The following is a 16,875-nucleotide window of genomic DNA, read 5'->3' as shown; positions in this document are numbered from 1 at the left end:
CATTCGTATTTTAAATTCTTGATTAACAATATGGATTCTTATAAGGAGATTAAAAATAGAATGGAAAGATTAACTAGTAAATTATTTAATGAAAATCAAATGAGTAGTGCAATCATTTTTTATGGAGTTGTTGTGCTTTACACCCTGATTATTGATGTAAAAATAGATGTAAAAAAGATACTTATAATTCTCTTTTTTACAGTTCTTTTTTGGATATTAAATTCTACAAAAATAACAAAAAAATAAAAATGTTTTTAGGTAAATTATGTTATATCGTAATTTATATGATAATTAGAAAACTGGGGAGGTTTTTTCATGAAGAAATTTTATCTTTTAATAGTTATTTTTGTCGTGACGATTGGCTTTTTAATCTACTCAAACCATCAACAACAACTGCACGTCTACCAAACGGATGTTCAAGCGCATGACATTCAAATGAATAACTTAACGCTTGTCAATGCGGATAACACGCTTTATCTACCAGGTACATATTCTATTGAACGCTTATTTGATGAACCAATCGATAAGGTTTTTATAACGCTGTCGTATAAGGATGAGAGCATCTATGACTGGTTAGTAACATTAGACGTATTAGACGTTGCTGATGATTTTGGTGATACGTTCATTGATCATGTCACGCTTGATCAAGATGACGTGATTAACGTTACGATTATTTATGATAAAGACGGAGAAGAAGTCGCATTTGACCGTGATATTGCCCTTAAAGACATCTTAAAAGAAGAGTAAGTGAAGGTGAGAAAAAGCGAGGATGAATAAAAGAATAGGCGTGCTGAGAAGACGGTTGAGAGAAGATCTTAATCGTTTTTTCGTTTTGTTTAAAAAAAGATAAATTTAATACACTGTGAGGGATGGGTTTTTTAAATGCTGCTTTTCTCACTTGCTTTTTATCTCAGACGAGCGGATGAAAAGGAAAATATGATACACTAGAAAGATAAGCAAAGAAAAGAGAAAGCATCAAACGTTGCTTGAAAATAGCTTTTGCGCTAAAATGAAAAGTAGAACATATGTTTTGTGGAGGTGAAGAAAAAGTGACCCATTTACGCGTCAGAAGTGGCTATAGTTTTATGAAGAGTACCATCAAATTAAATGACTATCTAGCCTTCGCAAAAGAGCATCAATTAGATACGCTCGTATTAACTGACGATAATGTGCTCTACGGTGCCTATCAGTTTTATCAATTGTGTCAGACACATCAGATAAAACCTGTCATTGGCCTATCACTTTCCATACAGATAGATGAACGTGATGAGGAGGTGATGGTCTATAGTAAAAACTATCATGGCTATCAAGCGTTACTTTCATTAAGTTCAGCGGTTGAAACAGGCGAAGAGCCCGTCACACGTCACACGTTACAAGCCTATCAAGGCGATATTAAAGTGATTGTCCCTCTTTCTGTCATTAGACGTATCTATGGTAAATCTCAGTTAGAAGCGGATGAAATAAATAAGTTTTTAAGTGACTGGCCTGTTGATACGCATGTGGGCTTAGCGCTTAGTGATATTGACAATGAAATATTAATAGGGTATGACCGGACTGTCTGGCTGTCAGATGTCACGTATTTACGTCCAGCTGACAAAGAAGCTTATCGCTGTTTACGACAGATGGATAAAAAGAAACAGAATGAAGGGGAAGATGAAGGCCATCACTTTTTAACAGAAGATGAACAGACCTCGCGTATCCCGAAAGCCTTGCTAGAACGAACGAGACGTTTTGTGGCTGATTGTGATGTCGTCATGCCACCAAAGGAACGGTTGTTACCTAAATTTCCACTCCCTGAAAATACATCGCCACATCGCTATTTAACTAAGTTATGTGAAGAAGCGCTTAAGAACAAGTACGGTGACAATACTGAGGCAACAAAGCGGATGCAGTATGAGCTCGCTGTCATAAACAAGATGGGCTACAGTGACTACTTCTTAATCGTCTCTGATTTTATTCGTTATGCCCGAAAAGAACAAATTATGGTAGGTCCAGGACGGGGATCAGCGGCGGGATCGATTGTCAGTTATTTACTTGATATTACGCAAGTGGACCCGCTTCACTATGAGTTATTATTTGAACGGTTTCTTAACCCGGAGCGGGTGACGATGCCAGATATTGATATCGACTTTTCTGATTATGGACGCGATAAAGTCATTGATTACGTCAAACAAAAATACGGTCGTGAACACGTTGCTCAGATTGGCACGTTTGGCACCTTTAAAGTTCGCTCAACGATACGTGAACTGGCGAAAGTATTCGGCTTAGCGGATGAGACGTTACATTATATTTTAAAATTGTTACCTCATGATCCGTCACTTACCATCACCCGGGCAGTGAAAGAGTCACCAGACTTACTGGACTACATTAAGCAATCAGATGAATTAAAATCATTCTTTAAAATCGCCCGAGTGATTGAAGACTTGCCGAGAAACTTATCGACCCACGCCGCTGGTGTGGTTATTTATCATGACCGGTTGACAAAGCATACACCACTAACCCGTGATAATGACGCGCATTTACTTACGCAGTACAACATGACTGATTTAGAGTCAATTGGCTTATTGAAGATTGACTTTCTCGGGTTAAAGAATTTAACGATTATTGAACATATCGTGAAAGATATTAGAAAAAAAGCTGTACCTGACTTTACGATGGATCAGCTAGCGTTAGATGATCAACCGACGTATCGGTTACTACAAAAAGGCCGCACCCTCGGGATCTTTCAATTAGAATCAAAAGGGATGCAAGACACACTTACGAAGTTAAAACCGACGCGGTTTGAAGATATTGTCGCTGTTAATGCCTTGTATCGTCCAGGTCCGATGGCGTTTATTGACACGTATATTAAGCGAAAAGAACAGAAAGAAACAGTGAGCTATTTACACCCTGATTTAGAACCGATTCTTCGGGATACGCATGGTGTCCTTATTTATCAAGAACAAATTATGCGTGTCGCCAATCAATTTGCCGGCTTAAGCTTTGGTGAAGCCGATCTCTTACGCCGGGCGGTCAGCAAAAAGAATCGCTCAGCGATTGAAAAAGCCAAAGCGACGTTTACAGCCGGCTGTCTAAAGAAGGGCTATGATGCCGCTATTATTGACGAAGTTTTTTCATGGATTCTAACTTCGCTAACTACGGTTTTAACCGCAGTCATGCGGTGAGTTATAGCTTGATTTCTTATCAGCTGGCCTATTTAAAAGCGCACTTCCCGAAAAACTTTTATACCGCTTTACTGAATGATGCTTACGGCTCGAACGATAAAATGGTGCAGTACAGCCATGAAGTAAAGCGCGCCGGGATCAACATGTTGGCACCTAATATTAATCAAAGCTTGCATCTATTTACCTCTGAAAAAGCCGGCATTCGGATGGGGTTAAAAGCGATTAAAGGCTTAAGTTACCCGGTGATTGATGCGATTGTCAAAGAGCGACGCCAAGCACCGTTTCAGAGTCTGTATGACTTTTGTTTACGCGTACCACTCGACTTAGTTAAACGTAAGGACATTGAAACCCTTGTCCTTGCCGGTGCATTTGATATTTTTGAGATTGAACGTGCGGCCTTATTACAATCCATTGATGCGGCGATTGAAAATGGCACCCTATTTGGGATATCCGTGGAGATATTGACTGGTTAGATGGGTTCTATCAAATGGAAGAGCGCTATCCAGACGCTGAACCGATGCCGTTAATGGAAAAATTAAGCTTTGAAAAAGCACTCGTCGGCATGTATGTCTCCACACACCCACTCGCCCATTACCGCCAACAAATCAGGCAACGCGGGAGCGTAAGTCTAACTTTTTTAACAGAAGTGCCTTGGTAAAACACGGCTATCAGACAGTGGCATTTGTGGAAGAGGTGCGCGTGATTCGAACGAAACGCGGGGAATCAATGGCTTTTATTCAACTGACGGATGAAGACGCGACATTTGAGATGGTGATTTTCCCCGAACAGTTCCGTACGTATAAACAGGTGTTAGTCGAAGGAGATTTTGTTTGGATTCGTGCGAAAATAGAAGAACGTCAAGGAAAAAAACAAGGCATTGTTGAAGAAGTAAAGCCGTTTGACTTTGATGATGTGAGGACACAACAAACAACAGATATGGCCTACTTCGTACAAGTCGTCGATATGAACGAGCAACAGGTGCTAAAGACATTAAAACCACTCGTGACAAAATATCCAGGTGATACACCCGTTATGTTGTATCAAAAAGAGACACGTCAATTGTTTAAATTAAAGCCAGAGTATTACTTAGAGAATGACTATGCGGTAAAAAAACAGTTACAACGATTGTTTGGAGATGACAATGTCAAACAAAAGTCAGTCAGTAGTTAGTGAATATCCTTTGAGTTCGTGGTCTAATGTGCCATGATCTCAAAGGTTTTTTGTCGTATATCGTAAGAAAGTTTGATATTTTCGGAATTCATTGGGTTGTTATTTACACTAGGTACTAATTTAGTGTAAGATAGTTTCTAGAGTGGTCAGACCAGTAGATATGTACAATTAAATAAAAAGGGTGGACATGACAGATGACGTTAAAAGAAGAAGCTTTACAGATGCATGAAGATAACCAAGGTAAATTAACGGTTCAGTCAAAGGTGATAATCAAAGATAAACATGATTTAAGTTTAGCTTATTCACCGGGTGTTGCCGAGCCGTGTCTGGAGATCGAGCGTGACGAGAATGCAGCCTATAAGTATACAATGAAATCAAATATGGTTGGCGTTGTCACGAATGGGACAGCGGTCCTTGGCTAGGTGCGATTGGCGCACAAGCGTCGTTACCGGTCATGGAAGGGAAAGCCGTCCTATTTAAGAATTTTGCCGATGTCGATGCTTTTCCGATCTGTTTAGATACGACAGATCCGGATGAAGTTATTCGCACCGTAGAGTTGCTGGCCCCAACATTCGGTGGCATTAATTTAGAAGATATTAAAGCGCCCGAATGCTTTTATATTGAACAAACACTAAAAGAACGATTAAATGTCCCTGTTTTCCACGACGATCAACACGGGACCGCTATTGTGACATTAGCTGGCTTAGTGAATGCGTTACGTCTGGTTGATAAGTCTTTTGACGAGATTAAAGTGGTCATTAACGGTGCTGGTGCTGCGGGTATTGCGATTGTGAAGTTACTCCATTACTTTGGAGTCAAAGATATGATTCTCTGTGATTCAAAAGGTGCTATCTACGAAGGGCGAGAAGTTGGATGAACGCTGAAAAAGAAGCGATATTAGCTTATACAAATAAGTCGAATGAAACGGGTGACTTGCGCTCGGTCATGAAGGATGCCGATGTATTTATTGGCGTCTCACTTAAAGATTTAGTCGATGAAGCGATGGTGGAATCGATGAAGCGTGACCCGATTATCTTTGCGATGGCGAACCCAGACCCAGAAATCACACCAGAACGGGCGAAACAGGCTGGTGCCCGTGTTATTGGAACAGGGCGCAGTGATTATCCAAATCAGGTAAATAACGTCCTTGCTTTTCCTGGTATTTTTAAAGGCGCCTCAGTGTGAGGGCAACAGACATCAATGAAGAAATGAAAGTGGCGGCTGTTCATGCGATTGCTGAGATTATTTCAGAATCTGACTTACATGAAGATTACGTGATTCCTGACCCATTTAATAAACAAGTGGCTGAAGCGGTTGCTCAAGCTGTGAGTGAAGCCGCTATAAAAAGTGGAGTCAGTCAAGGTGAGCATCTTGACCAAGACTAATGTCAATACGAAAGCGTATCAAAATGTCCTTGAAAAAATCAAAGATTATATTCAGATTGATCAATTAAAACCAGGCGACAAGCTGTCGTCTGAACGTGAAATGGCCGAAGAGTTAAATTTAAGTCGGTCAACGATTCGTGAAGGCCTAAGAGCGATTGAATTACTCGGACTGATTGAAACGAGACGAGGGAGGGGACGTTTTTACGTCCTTACCAATCGTATCAAACCTTATCATTACTTGCCGGCTTTATTTTTCAAGACCGAGAAACAAAAGACAATGTGGATGATACCCTTGTCATGATTGAAGATGTTATTATTGAACTTGGCCGCACACGAGGAGAAGACTATATTCAAAGTAAGTGGTCGGGCCACGGTTACGGTTATTGGAAAAAACGCGGCTATAAAGCAACGTTTGAAGTAATTCTATCTGTGATTGATAATCAATTGTTAGAAAAAATTTGGTATTTACTTTACGCCTTTTATTTATCCATTGAGGATAAACAACATATACGAACAGTGAAAGATTTATTCCAGTCGTTTCATGTTCAAACGACGATTGAAACATAAGGGGGGAACGATTGATGCAGTTTAAAAGTATTTTTTATAAAAAGAAAAAGTATGCGTCAATTCCAACAGAAAAAGCCAAACAAGAAATACCGGAAGGCCTGGTAGAAAAGTGCGGATCATGCGGAAAGATCTACTATGAAAAAGAATGGTCACAACAGTTAAAGGTGTGTCCCAACTGTGGTACTCACCACCGTCTAACAGCTTATGAGCGGATTCATGCTTTACTCGATGAAGAGAGCTTTACCGAATGGGATCCATCGATGGAAACGACCAATCCATTAAACTTCCCAGAGTATGAAGAAAAATTAAGAAAAGATCAAGCAAAGACCGGCTTAAAAGATGCGGTTGTGACAGGTAAAGGGACCATTAATGGTTATGAAACAGCGATCGTTGTCATGGACCGTTCTTTAGAATGGCGAGTATGGGTGCGGTTGTTGGTGAGAAGATTGCGCGTGCGTTAGAAAATGCGCGGGTAGCACAGTTACCGATGATTATCTTTACCGCCTCAGGTGGGGCAAGAATGCAAGAAGGTATGATCAGTTTAATGCAGATGGCAAAAACGTCGATGGCGGTCGACCGGTTTCATCGTAGTGGCGGCTGTCTGATCAATGTGTTTACGCACCCAACGACCGGCGGTGTCACCGCAAGTTTTGCCTCAATTGGTGATTATCATTTTGCCGAACCAAAAGCCTTGATTGGTTTTGCGGGAAGACGCATCATTGAACAGACGATTCGCGAGAAATTACCGGATGATTTTCAAACAGCCGAATTCCAGCTAGAACATGGACAAGTGGACAAAGTCGTCCATCGTCATGAATTAAAAGCACTGTTAACGACCGTCCTTGATTTACATCAACCGAAAGGACGTGCATAGTCATGAAGCAAGTACTAGCTTTTGAGAAACCAATCATTGAATTGAAAGAGAAAATTAATGAATTAAAAAAAATGGCAGAAGACAATCATTTGACATTGGATGATGAAATCAACACGATGGAGCAACGTCTCAAGCGACTTGAACACGATATATATGAACATCTATCCATCTGGGACCGAATTCAGATTGCGAGACATCCAGAGAGACCGACCTCGCTTGATTATATTCAACGATTATTTACTGATTTTATTGAGTTACATGGCGATAGACTATACCGCGATGATCCAGCCATTATCACGGGTATCGCTAAATACAAGGATATGCCGGTGACAGTTGTTGCCCAGCAACGCGGTAAAAATACAAAAGAAAATCTTTATCGTAACTTTGCCAGTCCGCATCCAGAAGGTATAGAAAAGCGATTCGTCAGATGAAATTAGCAGAGAAGTTTCATCGACCGATTGTTTGCTTTATTGATACGAAGGGGGCACACCCTGGAAAGGGTGCCGAAGAGCGTGGGCAAGGGGAAGCCATCGCGCGTAATTTAATGGAGATGGCGCATTTAACTGTGCCCATTATCGCTATTGTCATCGGTGAAGGAGGAAGTGGTGGCGCTTTAGGAATTGGTCTTGCTGATCATGTGCATATGTTAGAAAACGCCACTTATTCCGTGATCTCTCCAGAAGGTGCCGCAAGTATTCTTTGGAAAGATGCGACTAAGGCAGAAGAAGCCGCCAAGTCTTTAAAAATCACAGCCAAAGATTTAAAAGCTCTCGGAATTATTGATGAGATTATACCAGAAGTAAAAGGTGGAGCGCATCGTGATTTTGAGATGCAAGTCGCCTATCTTGATACGTATATAGAAAAATCATTCAATTATTTAGTGAAATGTGACCGGTCAACCTTACCTGAATTAAGGTGGGAGAAATATAAAAAAATCGGGGAAATAACCGAATAATTCACAAGACTATCAGGCAAAACGCATGAAAAAAATTAAAAACTTCGTAAAAATATTAAATAATCTTGAAAAACACCCCTAAATCTCTTGATTTAGGGGTGAGATTTTGACCGCTTTCATGTATAATCATAGATGGAATTACATTCATGCATCATATATGTTATAATGAGTGAGTTTTAAAAGAGAAAGAAGCTAATTGAGGTGAAAGTATGAAAAGAATTGGAGTTTTAACTAGTGGGGGCGATGCTCCAGGTATGAACGCGGCCATTCGCGCTGTTGTTCGTAAAGCGATTTACCATGACATGGAGGTTTTTGGTATCTACAATGGGTACCAAGGTCTAATGGAAGGTAAAATCGAACAGTTAGACGTAGGTTCAGTCGGTGATATCATTCAACGTGGTGGTACGATGCTTTACTCTGCACGCTCTGAAGAATTTAAAACAGATGAAGGGCAGAATAAAGGGATTGAACAATTAAAGAAATTTGGTATTGAAGGTCTTATCGTTATCGGTGGAGACGGATCATTCCAGGGTGCAGCGAAACTTACAGCCAAAGGTTTCCCGTGTATCGGTATTCCTGGTACCATTGATAATGATATCGCAGGAACGGATTATACCATCGGTTTTGATACGGCGCTTAATACGATTATTGAAGCGGTCGATAAGATCAGAGATACCGCAACATCACATGAGCGTACGTATGTGATCGAAGTTATGGGTCGTGACGCAGGGGATTTAGCGTTATGGGCAGGTCTAGCCAACGGTGCCGAATCAGTGCTTATCCCTGAGAAAGATGAACCATTTGAAAATGTGGTTGATCGCTTAAAACGCGGCTCAGAGCGTGGTAAGAAACACAGTATCATTATCCTTGCTGAAGGTGTTGGTAGTGGTTTTGATTATGGTAAGAAGATTGAAGCAGCGACAAGCTTTGAAACACGTGTGACTGTGTTAGGGCACATCCAACGTGGTGGACGCCCAACAGGTGCTGACCGTGTGCTTGCCAGTCGTTTAGCTGGTAAAGCGGTTGATTTACTACTAGAAGGTCAAGGTGGCCGTATGGTAGGTATTCAAAACAACCAACTTGTTCATCATGATATTATCGAAGCATTAAAACAAACACATAACTTGGACATGTCACTTTACCAATTAATGAGCGAAATATCTATCTAATTTTTTAATAGATAAATGTGTTGTTACAATTTCAAGGAGGAATTTATCAAATGAGAAGAACTAAAATTGTATGTACAATTGGACCGGCTTCAGAATCAACTGAGAAATTAGAGCAGTTAATCGAAGCAGGAATGAACGTTGCCCGTTTAAATTTTTCGCACGGTGACTTTGAAGAGCATGGTGCCCGTATTAAAAATATCCGTGAGGCAGCAGCAAAATTAGGTAAAACAGTCGCGATTCTCTTAGATACAAAAGGACCAGAAATTCGTACAGGTACGATGACAGACGGTCAAGTGGATATCGTTAAAAATCAACATATCAACATCACAATGGATGAATCTTTCTTAGGAACAACAGATAAATTTGCGGTGACTTACCCTGAATTAATCAATGATGTTCACGTCGGTTCAAAAATCTTGCTTGATGATGGTTTAATTGAACTTGAGGTTGTTGAGATTCTAAAAGATCAAAACGAACTGAAAACAAAAGCATTAAACTCAGGTTTACTTAAAAACAAAAAAGGTGTGAACGTACCTAACGTAAGTGTTAACTTACCAGGGATGACTGACAAAGACGCTAAAGATATTCTTTTCGGTATTGAACAAGGCGTTGACTTTGTTGCGGCTTCATTTATCCGTCGTGCATCTGACGTGTTAATGATTCGTGAGCACTTAGATAACAATGGTGGAAAAGACATCCACATTATTCCTAAAATTGAAAACCAAGAAGGTGTCGATAACTTAGATGCTATCCTTCAAGTCGCTGACGGTTTAATGGTTGCTCGTGGTGACTTAGGTGTTGAAATCCCACCTGAAGATGTACCGGTTGTTCAAAAAGACATGATTCAAAAATGTAACAATGCTGGTAAGCCAGTTATTACAGCAACACAAATGTTAGACTCAATGCAACGTAACCCACGTCCAACACGTGCAGAAGCATCTGACGTTGCGAACGCCATCTTTGATGGTACGGACGCGATCATGTTATCTGGTGAAACGGCTGCCGGGGATTACCCAGTAGAAGCTGTTCAAACGATGCACCGTATCGCGCTTAAAACAGAATCAGTTCTTGATCATAAAGCTATTTTAGATCGTCGTTCTAAAACAAGTGAAATGACTATGACAGATGCGATTAGTCAATCAGTCAACCATACAGCGATGAACCTTGATGTTGATGCGATTCTTACACCAACAAACAGTGGCCAAACAGCGCGTATGATTTCTAAATACCGTCCAAAAGCGCCAATCGTTGCGGTAACATTTGACGAAAAAGTAAGCCGCCGTTTAGCTCTATCATGGGGTGTAAGTGCGATTACAGGTGAATTCGCTTATACAACGGATGAAGTCCTTGACCTTGCGATTGAACGCGGTCTTGAAACGGACAAATTCCACCGTGGCGACCGTGTGATTATCACTGCTGGTGTGCCTGTTGGTGAACGTGGTACAACAAACATGATGAAAGTTCATATCATTGGTGATGTCTTAACAAGTGGCCAAGGAATTGGCAAAGGATCAACGATCGGCCGTGCTGTTTTTGCGAAAAACGCAGAAGAAGCCAATGAAAAAGCAAAAGTAGGCGATGTGTTAATCACTCTAGGGACTGATAAAGACATGATGCCAGCACTTGAAAAAGTAAGTGGTGTGATTACAGTTGAAGGTGGTTTAACTTCACACGCAGCTGTTGTTGGTCTTGACCTAGCGATTCCTGTCATCGTTGGCGTCAGCAATGCGATGGATGTAATCGAAGAAGGTAAAGAAATTACGATTGATGCTAAAAAAGGTGATATTTACGCAGGGCGCGCAAGCATCCTTTAATTCGCCAAACCAACGATAGATTTGTTATAATAAGAAGAGACTTCGGTCTCTTCTTTTTGTCTGTAATTTTATCTTTCATTCCGCATGAGCTCAGGATGAAACAAAGGCAGTGAAAAATAGCAGCAATCAAGTAAATAAGAGTAAGCGACGTACGTTCAATAGATAAGTGAGGGGATACTATGTGGAAATGGGTTATACTGACGATTATGATTATGCCAGCGCTTGAGCTAGCGGTTATTTTGTGGGCAGGTTCATTGATTGGTGGGTGGTCTGTGTTTGGTTTTATTTTGTTCACAGGTTTCATTGGTGCGGTTCTAGCGAAACAGCAAGGGGCAGAAACCTTGCAAAAAGCAAATGAACGTATGCAACAAAGAGAAATGCCGGGTGAACAAATCTTTGATGGGATTTGTATACTCATTGGTGGATTGTTATTATTGACGCCTGGTTTCATTACTGATGCGATTGGTTTTACTTTACTCTTACCGTTTACTAGAGGACCATTAAAAAGATTATTGAAGCGCCAAATTGAACAGATGATGAGGAATGGTCAAATCATCACCTATCGCCGTTTTTAAAAGTGTATCCAGAGAATAACTCTCTGGATACACTGTATAAAAAATGAATATTTAGCCGGTGAAGATTCTGATATTTCGCTATATTTGCTTAAATTAATACCAGATGACTATATTTTTTATGCGATGTATGTTAAGATTATTCGGTGAATGTATCTGATTATGTTATTGATTGATACTAATTAAGAACAAATGGTGAACAGGGAGCGGTTTGAAAAAGCTATGTTTAATCAATCCACATTATTTTTAATCATCTTACTCTTGCTTGGTTACTTTGGCAAAAACCAAGCAATTATTATTTCCGTGTATGTCCTTTTAGGGATACAGTTATTTAAGTTAGACACAAAACTATTTCCAATCATTCAAGAACGTGGCATGAGTATCGGTGTCACGATTATTACCTTATCGGTATTGATTCCGATTGCGACAGGCGAAATTGGTTTTTCTGATTTGATTGAAAGTGTTAAAAATTATTACGGTTGGATTGCGCTAGGAGCAGGATTGTTCGTATCGATTGTTGCCCGTGGGGGACTTGATTTACTTGCGAATGATCCACATTTAACGACAGCTTTAGTGATGGGGACAATCTTGGCGGTTGTTTTCTTACAAGGGGTAGCTGTTGGACCGCTTATTGGTGCTGGTATCGCTTATATGATTATGAACATCGTTGATCACGTTATAAAATTATTCTGAATACAACAGGGGAGGAAGAGGGATGTCAACATCAAAAGGTTTAGAAGGTATTATTGTGGCAGAAACAGATATTACGTCAATCGAAGAAGGAAATTTAAGCTATGTAGGCTACAGTATTGATGACCTGGCAGAACAGGCATCATTTGAAGAAGTCGTTTATTTACTATGGCATAAACACTTACCCAATGACGAAGAGTTACATAATTTTAAAACCCAGTTGTTTAATGAGATGACACTCAGTCCGTCGTTTATTGAACAGTTAAAACATATGCATGTGGAAAACGCCCACCCGATGGATGTTCTACGAACAGCCGTTTCAATGCTGAGTCTATATGATTCTGAGCATGACCATGAAGATCGGGAGGCTAATTTTGACCGAGCTGTTCTTTTACAAGCGAAAATGGCGATGATTATTACAACGTTTCATCGGCTAAGAAATAAGGATTCGCTCGTTCAACCGAAACAAGACTTAAGCTACGCTGAGAACTTCTTGTACATGTTACACGGGAAAGATGTGGACCCACTTGAAAGCAAAGCGTTTAATAAAGCGCTTGTCCTCCATGCTGACCATGAACTCAATGCCTCAACTTTCACAGCACGTGTGTGCGTTGCGACCTTATCTGATTTGTATTCAGGTTTAACGGCCGCTATTAGTGCGTTAAAAGGACCGTTACACGGCGGTGCAAATGAACAAGTCATCAAGATGCTGATGGAGATTGAAACAGCTGAAAATGCGATTCCTTATGTAAAAGAAAAAATCGCGAATAAAGAAAAAATTATGGGTATGGGACACCGGGTGTATAAAGAGGGTGACCCACGGGCCAAACACCTAAAAGACATGTCAAAAGAAATTACCAAACAAAATGGCATGCCGCATTGGTATGAGATGTCAGAAAAAATTGAAAGCTATGTCAAAGAAACAAAAGGTTTACCGGCTAATGTGGACTTTTATTCGGCGTCGATGTATCACGCTTTAGGTGTTCCACATGACTTATTTACGCCGATTTTTGCGATGAGTCGAACATCTGGATGGATTGCCCATATGCTTGAACAATATGCTAATAATCGACTCATACGCCCAAGGGCAGAGTATGTTGGTCCGATGAATCAAACATTTAAACCCGTGAATAAACGTTAATTAACGTTTACCTATATACAAAACTCAAGGAGGAAATCTAAATGACACAAGGTGAAAAAATTACCGTAGAACAAGGGAAGGTCATTACACCCAACCATGCTATTATTCCATTTATTGAAGGAGACGGAACCGGTCCTGATATTTGGAATGCAGCCAGTCGTGTACTTGAGGCAGCTGTAAATAAAGCTTATCATGGCGAAAAATCAATCGTCTGGAAAGAAGTACTTGCGGGAGAAAAAGCCTTTAACGAAACAGGTGAGTGGTTACCAGAAGCAACACTCGATGCTATTCGTGAATATAAAATTGCGATTAAAGGTCCACTTACAACGCCGATTGGTGGCGGGATTCGTTCGTTAAACGTTGCTTTACGTCAAAAACTAGATTTATTCACATGCTTACGTCCAGTCCGTTACTTTGATGGCGTACCATCACCAGTTAAACGTCCAGAAGACACGGATATGGTCATCTTCCGTGAAAATACGGAAGATATTTATGCGGGTATTGAGTGGGCGAAAGGTTCTGATGAGGTGAAGAAAGTCATTGATTTCTTACAAAATGAAATGGGTGTGACAAATATTCGCTTCCCAGAAACATCTGGTATTGGTGTGAAACCAGTATCTGAAGAAGGAACAAAACGTCTTGTGCGTGCAGCGATTGATTATGCGATTAAAGAAGGTCGTAAGAGCGTGACCCTCGTGCATAAAGGAAATATCATGAAGTTCACAGAAGGGGCCTTTAAAAACTGGGGTTATGAATTAGCTGATACAGAATTCAAAGACCAAGTCTTCACGTGGGCAACGTATGATAACATCGTTGAAGCAGAAGGAAAAGAGGCAGCTGACAAAGCGCAAGCAGAAGCTGAGGCAGCAGGTAAAATTATCGTCAAAGACGCGATTGCCGATATTTTCTTACAACAGATTCTCACACGTCCAAAAGAATTTGATGTTGTGGCGACGATGAACTTAAATGGGGATTACATTTCAGATGCTCTTGCGGCTCAAGTGGGTGGTATTGGTATTGCGCCAGGGGCGAATATTAATTACGAAACTGGCCATGCAATTTTTGAAGCGACACACGGAACAGCACCTAAATATGCTGGTTTAGATAAAGTAAATCCATCGTCTGTTATTCTCTCTGGTGTCCTGATGCTAGAACACTTAGGTTGGAATGAAGCAGCTGACTTAATCACGAAAGCAATGGATCACACGATTGGTTCTAAAGTCGTGACGTATGATTTTGCGCGTCTGATGGACGGGGCAACTGAAGTGAAAACAAGTGAATTTGCGGATGCGTTAATTTCTAACATGAATAAATAATAACGTCGCTAAGCGGATAACGATAACACATCGTTATCCGTTTTTCTATGTTCTAAAGAATAATCGATTACTTTTATGACTTCAATAGGTTGTTGACACTGTGTTGGTAAACGCCGATGAAATCTAGGTTATAAAATAACCTTTTTTTGTTATTTATGTGTTAATGAGTTATAATATAAGTGATAAGATAAAAAAGCAACCATATATCTAGGAGGCCATAGAATGAAGAAAAAATGGATAGGGATTATGGCGATGATCGTATTCATTGGCATCACATCGTTTGCGGTATTAAGTAACGGTTCAGAAGGTAACGCAAAAGTTACATTAAGTTATCAGGGTGTACCTTTAACGATTGGTGTTTTGTCAGATAATAGCTTACCTGACTTTGATCTTGAAGAAGCGGACGTGACGTTTGAAACAGTGACGTTTAGTGACCTCACTGGTAGCAATGTTGATGCGTATCTTTTCACAAAGGAACACTTTGATGTGTTATCTGAAGATAAGTATAGTCAAATACTTAGCGAGAATGGTGTTCCTAACTTTTTGTTGATCCAAAAAAAGAAGTGATGCCATTCTATCTAGAAAATCTCTTATATAGCGACGTCCCAGAAGCCGATAATCAAGCTTACATTGAAGGTTTTGCCGTCTTAGAAGATGAAACGAAGTCATGGGCTATATCAGAATCATACGAAGATGTGACAGATGAACTAAAAACTACGGCGTATCAATCGATGTTACACGTGTTAAAAACACATAAAGAACAAGAATTCTTAAAACAATAACTTCAACCGAAGTCGCAGTACATTACTGTGGCTTTTATTTTTTTACTCTTACGTTTTTTCTTCACCTGTTCGCGTGGATCTTATCTTCATCACGAAAAGTAATCTTTACAAAAACTTTACTTTGTAAAGGAAATTTTACGTATAGTTTTAATAGTCTGACTTTCAATTATCGAATAAAACGGCTATGATAAATATGAACGAAACATGAAGGGGGTATAAAGGTTGGGTAAAAAATCTTAATTGTCGATGATGAAGAATCGATTGTCACCTTATTACAATACCATATAGAGAAAGCGGGCTTTAGTACCGATGTCGCTTATTCAGGTACAGAGGCACTAGCTAAGGCGATTAAACATGACTATGCATTAATTGTTCTTGATTTAATGTTACCAGGAATGGAAGGGACCGATGTCACCAAAGCATTGCGTCAAGAAAAAGTAGATAGCCCCATCTTGATGCTGACGGCGAAAGATGATGAGTTTGATAAAATCTTAGGCTTGGAACTTGGAGCGGACGATTATTTAACCAAACCGTTTAGCCCAAAAGAAGTGGTGGCGCGGATTAAAGCATTTTGCGTCGGACTAATAAGCCGAAAGAAGAAGAGGCGCTGCACTTAGCTATTGGTGATTTAACGATTTACCCAGAGCAATACGAAGCGACCCTTAGCGGTGAAGCTTTAACTTTCACTAGAAAAGAGTTCGAACTACTGTTTTATTTAGCTAAACACAAAGGGAAAGTGCTCTCACGTGATCAATTACTGACCGCAGTATGGAACTACGATTTTGCGGGTGATACCCGGATTGTTGATGTTCATGTTAGTCATTTACGAGAAAAAATCGAACCTGATACGAAACAACCGATTTATATCAAAACAATCCGCGGGCTTGGTTATAAGATGGAGGAGCCGAAGATATGACACCTAATCGGCGGCTGTTTTTTATTCAAGTCCTGTCGGTTAGTCTGTTGTTTTTCACGCTTGTGTTTACGATCGTCCCGCTTGTCTCAGGTAGTTCGCAATACATTGTCTTCTTTTTATTAACAGGTGCTTATTTTGCGATTATCTTATTATTTTATCAAGTGTACAAAAATTATGTACGCCCCGTAAAACATCTCATCGATACGATTGAGTCACTCGTGAGTGGTAATTATAAAGTCAGAGTGCACGAAGATTTTCATGCGGATACAGGACGACTTCAAGGGGCTATTAATGAACTCGCCCGTCATTTACAAAGATTTGAATCGTCAAGAAAAAATGCATGCCCGTCAACTAAATAGT

Annotated in this window: 17 protein-coding genes and 4 pseudogenes; all 21 read left to right on the top strand. The window is 40.1% G+C overall.

Annotated elements, in window-relative coordinates:
- Positions 1–60 precede the first annotated feature (60 nt).
- Entirely contained in the window at positions 61–246 is a 186-nt protein-coding gene (locus JCM19043_RS06365; RefSeq protein ID WP_062320988.1) for a hypothetical protein, read from the top strand.
- A gap of 69 nt (positions 247–315) precedes the next feature.
- Positions 316–747 (top strand): hypothetical protein, encoded by a 432-nt coding sequence (locus JCM19043_RS06360; RefSeq protein ID WP_062320986.1) that lies wholly within the window; start codon positions 316–318, stop codon positions 745–747.
- Positions 748–1,049: 302 nt separating this feature from the next.
- On the top strand, positions 1,050–3,164 hold the full coding sequence (gene dnaE / locus JCM19043_RS06355) for a DNA polymerase III subunit alpha (RefSeq protein ID WP_197274757.1): 2,115 nt from the start codon (positions 1,050–1,052) through the stop codon (positions 3,162–3,164).
- A complete protein-coding gene (locus JCM19043_RS06350) occupies positions 3,116–3,637 on the top strand; it encodes a hypothetical protein (protein WP_062320982.1) in 522 nt (173 codons plus the stop codon). The genes dnaE and JCM19043_RS06350 overlap by 49 nt, the downstream gene beginning before the upstream one ends.
- A 14-nt stretch (positions 3,638–3,651) precedes the next feature.
- Positions 3,652–3,822: a hypothetical protein gene (locus tag JCM19043_RS16325; RefSeq protein WP_156321350.1), complete on the top strand. Its 171-nt coding sequence runs from the start codon at positions 3,652–3,654 to the stop codon at positions 3,820–3,822.
- A complete protein-coding gene (locus JCM19043_RS06345) occupies positions 3,816–4,334 on the top strand; it encodes an OB-fold nucleic acid binding domain-containing protein (RefSeq protein ID WP_062320980.1) in 519 nt (172 codons plus the stop codon). Before JCM19043_RS16325 ends, JCM19043_RS06345 begins: the two co-directional genes overlap by 7 nt.
- Before the next feature lie 194 nt (positions 4,335–4,528).
- Positions 4,529–5,719, top strand: a pseudogene (locus JCM19043_RS06340) (NADP-dependent malic enzyme).
- Positions 5,706–6,020, top strand: coding sequence for a FadR/GntR family transcriptional regulator (locus JCM19043_RS06335; protein WP_062320977.1), 315 nt, complete (start codon positions 5,706–5,708; stop codon positions 6,018–6,020). The pseudogene JCM19043_RS06340 and the gene JCM19043_RS06335 overlap by 14 nt, the downstream one beginning before the upstream one ends.
- A complete protein-coding gene (locus tag JCM19043_RS06330) occupies positions 6,017–6,286 on the top strand; it encodes a hypothetical protein (RefSeq protein WP_062320974.1) in 270 nt (89 codons plus the stop codon). Before JCM19043_RS06335 ends, JCM19043_RS06330 begins: the two co-directional genes overlap by 4 nt.
- Positions 6,287–6,300: 14 nt before the next feature.
- Positions 6,301–7,160 (top strand): annotated as a pseudogene (accD, locus tag JCM19043_RS06325) (acetyl-CoA carboxylase, carboxyltransferase subunit beta).
- A 2-nt stretch (positions 7,161–7,162) separates the two neighbouring features.
- A pseudogene (locus tag JCM19043_RS06320) lies at positions 7,163–8,115 on the top strand (acetyl-CoA carboxylase carboxyltransferase subunit alpha).
- Between the two features lie 209 nt (positions 8,116–8,324).
- Complete coding sequence (pfkA, locus tag JCM19043_RS06315; RefSeq protein WP_062320972.1) at positions 8,325–9,284, top strand: 6-phosphofructokinase; 960 nt, start codon at positions 8,325–8,327, stop codon at positions 9,282–9,284.
- A 50-nt stretch (positions 9,285–9,334) separates the two neighbouring features.
- On the top strand, positions 9,335–11,098 hold the full coding sequence (pyk, locus tag JCM19043_RS06310; protein ID WP_062320970.1) for a pyruvate kinase: 1,764 nt from the start codon (positions 9,335–9,337) through the stop codon (positions 11,096–11,098).
- Positions 11,099–11,277: 179 nt separating this feature from the next.
- On the top strand, positions 11,278–11,673 hold the full coding sequence (locus JCM19043_RS06305) for an FxsA family protein (protein ID WP_062320967.1): 396 nt from the start codon (positions 11,278–11,280) through the stop codon (positions 11,671–11,673).
- 219 nt (positions 11,674–11,892) lie between these two features.
- Positions 11,893–12,363, top strand: coding sequence for a DUF441 domain-containing protein (locus JCM19043_RS06300; RefSeq protein WP_062320965.1), 471 nt, complete (start codon positions 11,893–11,895; stop codon positions 12,361–12,363).
- A 22-nt stretch (positions 12,364–12,385) separates the two neighbouring features.
- Positions 12,386–13,501 carry a citrate synthase gene (gene citZ / locus JCM19043_RS06295; RefSeq protein WP_062320963.1) on the top strand — a complete coding sequence of 372 codons (1,116 nt, stop codon included), beginning with the start codon at positions 12,386–12,388 and terminating at the stop codon, positions 13,499–13,501.
- A 41-nt stretch (positions 13,502–13,542) separates the two neighbouring features.
- Positions 13,543–14,817 carry an NADP-dependent isocitrate dehydrogenase gene (icd, locus tag JCM19043_RS06290; RefSeq protein WP_062320961.1) on the top strand — a complete coding sequence of 425 codons (1,275 nt, stop codon included), beginning with the start codon at positions 13,543–13,545 and terminating at the stop codon, positions 14,815–14,817.
- A gap of 222 nt (positions 14,818–15,039) precedes the next feature.
- On the top strand, positions 15,040–15,384 hold the full coding sequence (locus JCM19043_RS06285; protein ID WP_062320959.1) for a hypothetical protein: 345 nt from the start codon (positions 15,040–15,042) through the stop codon (positions 15,382–15,384).
- Entirely contained in the window at positions 15,384–15,599 is a 216-nt protein-coding gene (locus JCM19043_RS06280; RefSeq protein ID WP_062320956.1) for a hypothetical protein, read from the top strand. Before JCM19043_RS06285 ends, JCM19043_RS06280 begins: the two co-directional genes overlap by 1 nt.
- Before the next feature lie 233 nt (positions 15,600–15,832).
- Positions 15,833–16,515 (top strand): annotated as a pseudogene (locus JCM19043_RS06275) (response regulator transcription factor).
- Positions 16,512–16,874 carry a HAMP domain-containing protein gene (locus JCM19043_RS17410; protein ID WP_231631426.1) on the top strand — a complete coding sequence of 121 codons (363 nt, stop codon included), beginning with the start codon at positions 16,512–16,514 and terminating at the stop codon, positions 16,872–16,874. Before JCM19043_RS06275 ends, JCM19043_RS17410 begins: the two are co-directional and overlap by 4 nt.
- The last annotated feature ends 1 nt before the right edge of the window (position 16,875 follow it).

The organism is Halolactibacillus sp. JCM 19043, assembly GCF_001310395.1.
In the GTDB taxonomy this organism is placed as follows: domain Bacteria; phylum Bacillota; class Bacilli; order Bacillales; family Amphibacillaceae; genus Halolactibacillus; species Halolactibacillus miurensis.
Note: the sequence above shows the minus strand (reverse complement) of the source record. Positions and strands in the feature narration are given on the sequence as shown.

What these genes read in the sequence shown, in the direction of transcription:
- JCM19043_RS06365 (WP_062320988.1), top strand. Translation starts at nt 61, where the DNA reads ATGGAAAGATTAACTAGTAAATTATTTAATGAAAATCAAATGAGTAGT.
- JCM19043_RS06360 (WP_062320986.1), top strand. Translation starts at nt 316, where the DNA reads ATGAAGAAATTTTATCTTTTAATAGTTATTTTTGTCGTGACGATTGGC.
- JCM19043_RS06350 (WP_062320982.1), top strand. Translation starts at nt 3,116, where the DNA reads ATGGATTCTAACTTCGCTAACTACGGTTTTAACCGCAGTCATGCGGTG.
- JCM19043_RS16325 (WP_156321350.1), top strand. Translation starts at nt 3,652, where the DNA reads ATGGAAGAGCGCTATCCAGACGCTGAACCGATGCCGTTAATGGAAAAA.
- JCM19043_RS06330 (WP_062320974.1), top strand. Translation starts at nt 6,017, where the DNA reads ATGATTGAAGATGTTATTATTGAACTTGGCCGCACACGAGGAGAAGAC.
- pfkA (WP_062320972.1), top strand. Translation starts at nt 8,325, where the DNA reads ATGAAAAGAATTGGAGTTTTAACTAGTGGGGGCGATGCTCCAGGTATG.
- pyk (WP_062320970.1), top strand. Translation starts at nt 9,335, where the DNA reads ATGAGAAGAACTAAAATTGTATGTACAATTGGACCGGCTTCAGAATCA.
- JCM19043_RS06305 (WP_062320967.1), top strand. Translation starts at nt 11,278, where the DNA reads ATGTGGAAATGGGTTATACTGACGATTATGATTATGCCAGCGCTTGAG.
- JCM19043_RS06300 (WP_062320965.1), top strand. Translation starts at nt 11,893, where the DNA reads ATGTTTAATCAATCCACATTATTTTTAATCATCTTACTCTTGCTTGGT.
- citZ (WP_062320963.1), top strand. Translation starts at nt 12,386, where the DNA reads ATGTCAACATCAAAAGGTTTAGAAGGTATTATTGTGGCAGAAACAGAT.
- icd (WP_062320961.1), top strand. Translation starts at nt 13,543, where the DNA reads ATGACACAAGGTGAAAAAATTACCGTAGAACAAGGGAAGGTCATTACA.
- JCM19043_RS06285 (WP_062320959.1), top strand. Translation starts at nt 15,040, where the DNA reads ATGAAGAAAAAATGGATAGGGATTATGGCGATGATCGTATTCATTGGC.
- JCM19043_RS06280 (WP_062320956.1), top strand. Translation starts at nt 15,384, where the DNA reads ATGCCATTCTATCTAGAAAATCTCTTATATAGCGACGTCCCAGAAGCC.
- JCM19043_RS17410 (WP_231631426.1), top strand. Translation starts at nt 16,512, where the DNA reads ATGACACCTAATCGGCGGCTGTTTTTTATTCAAGTCCTGTCGGTTAGT.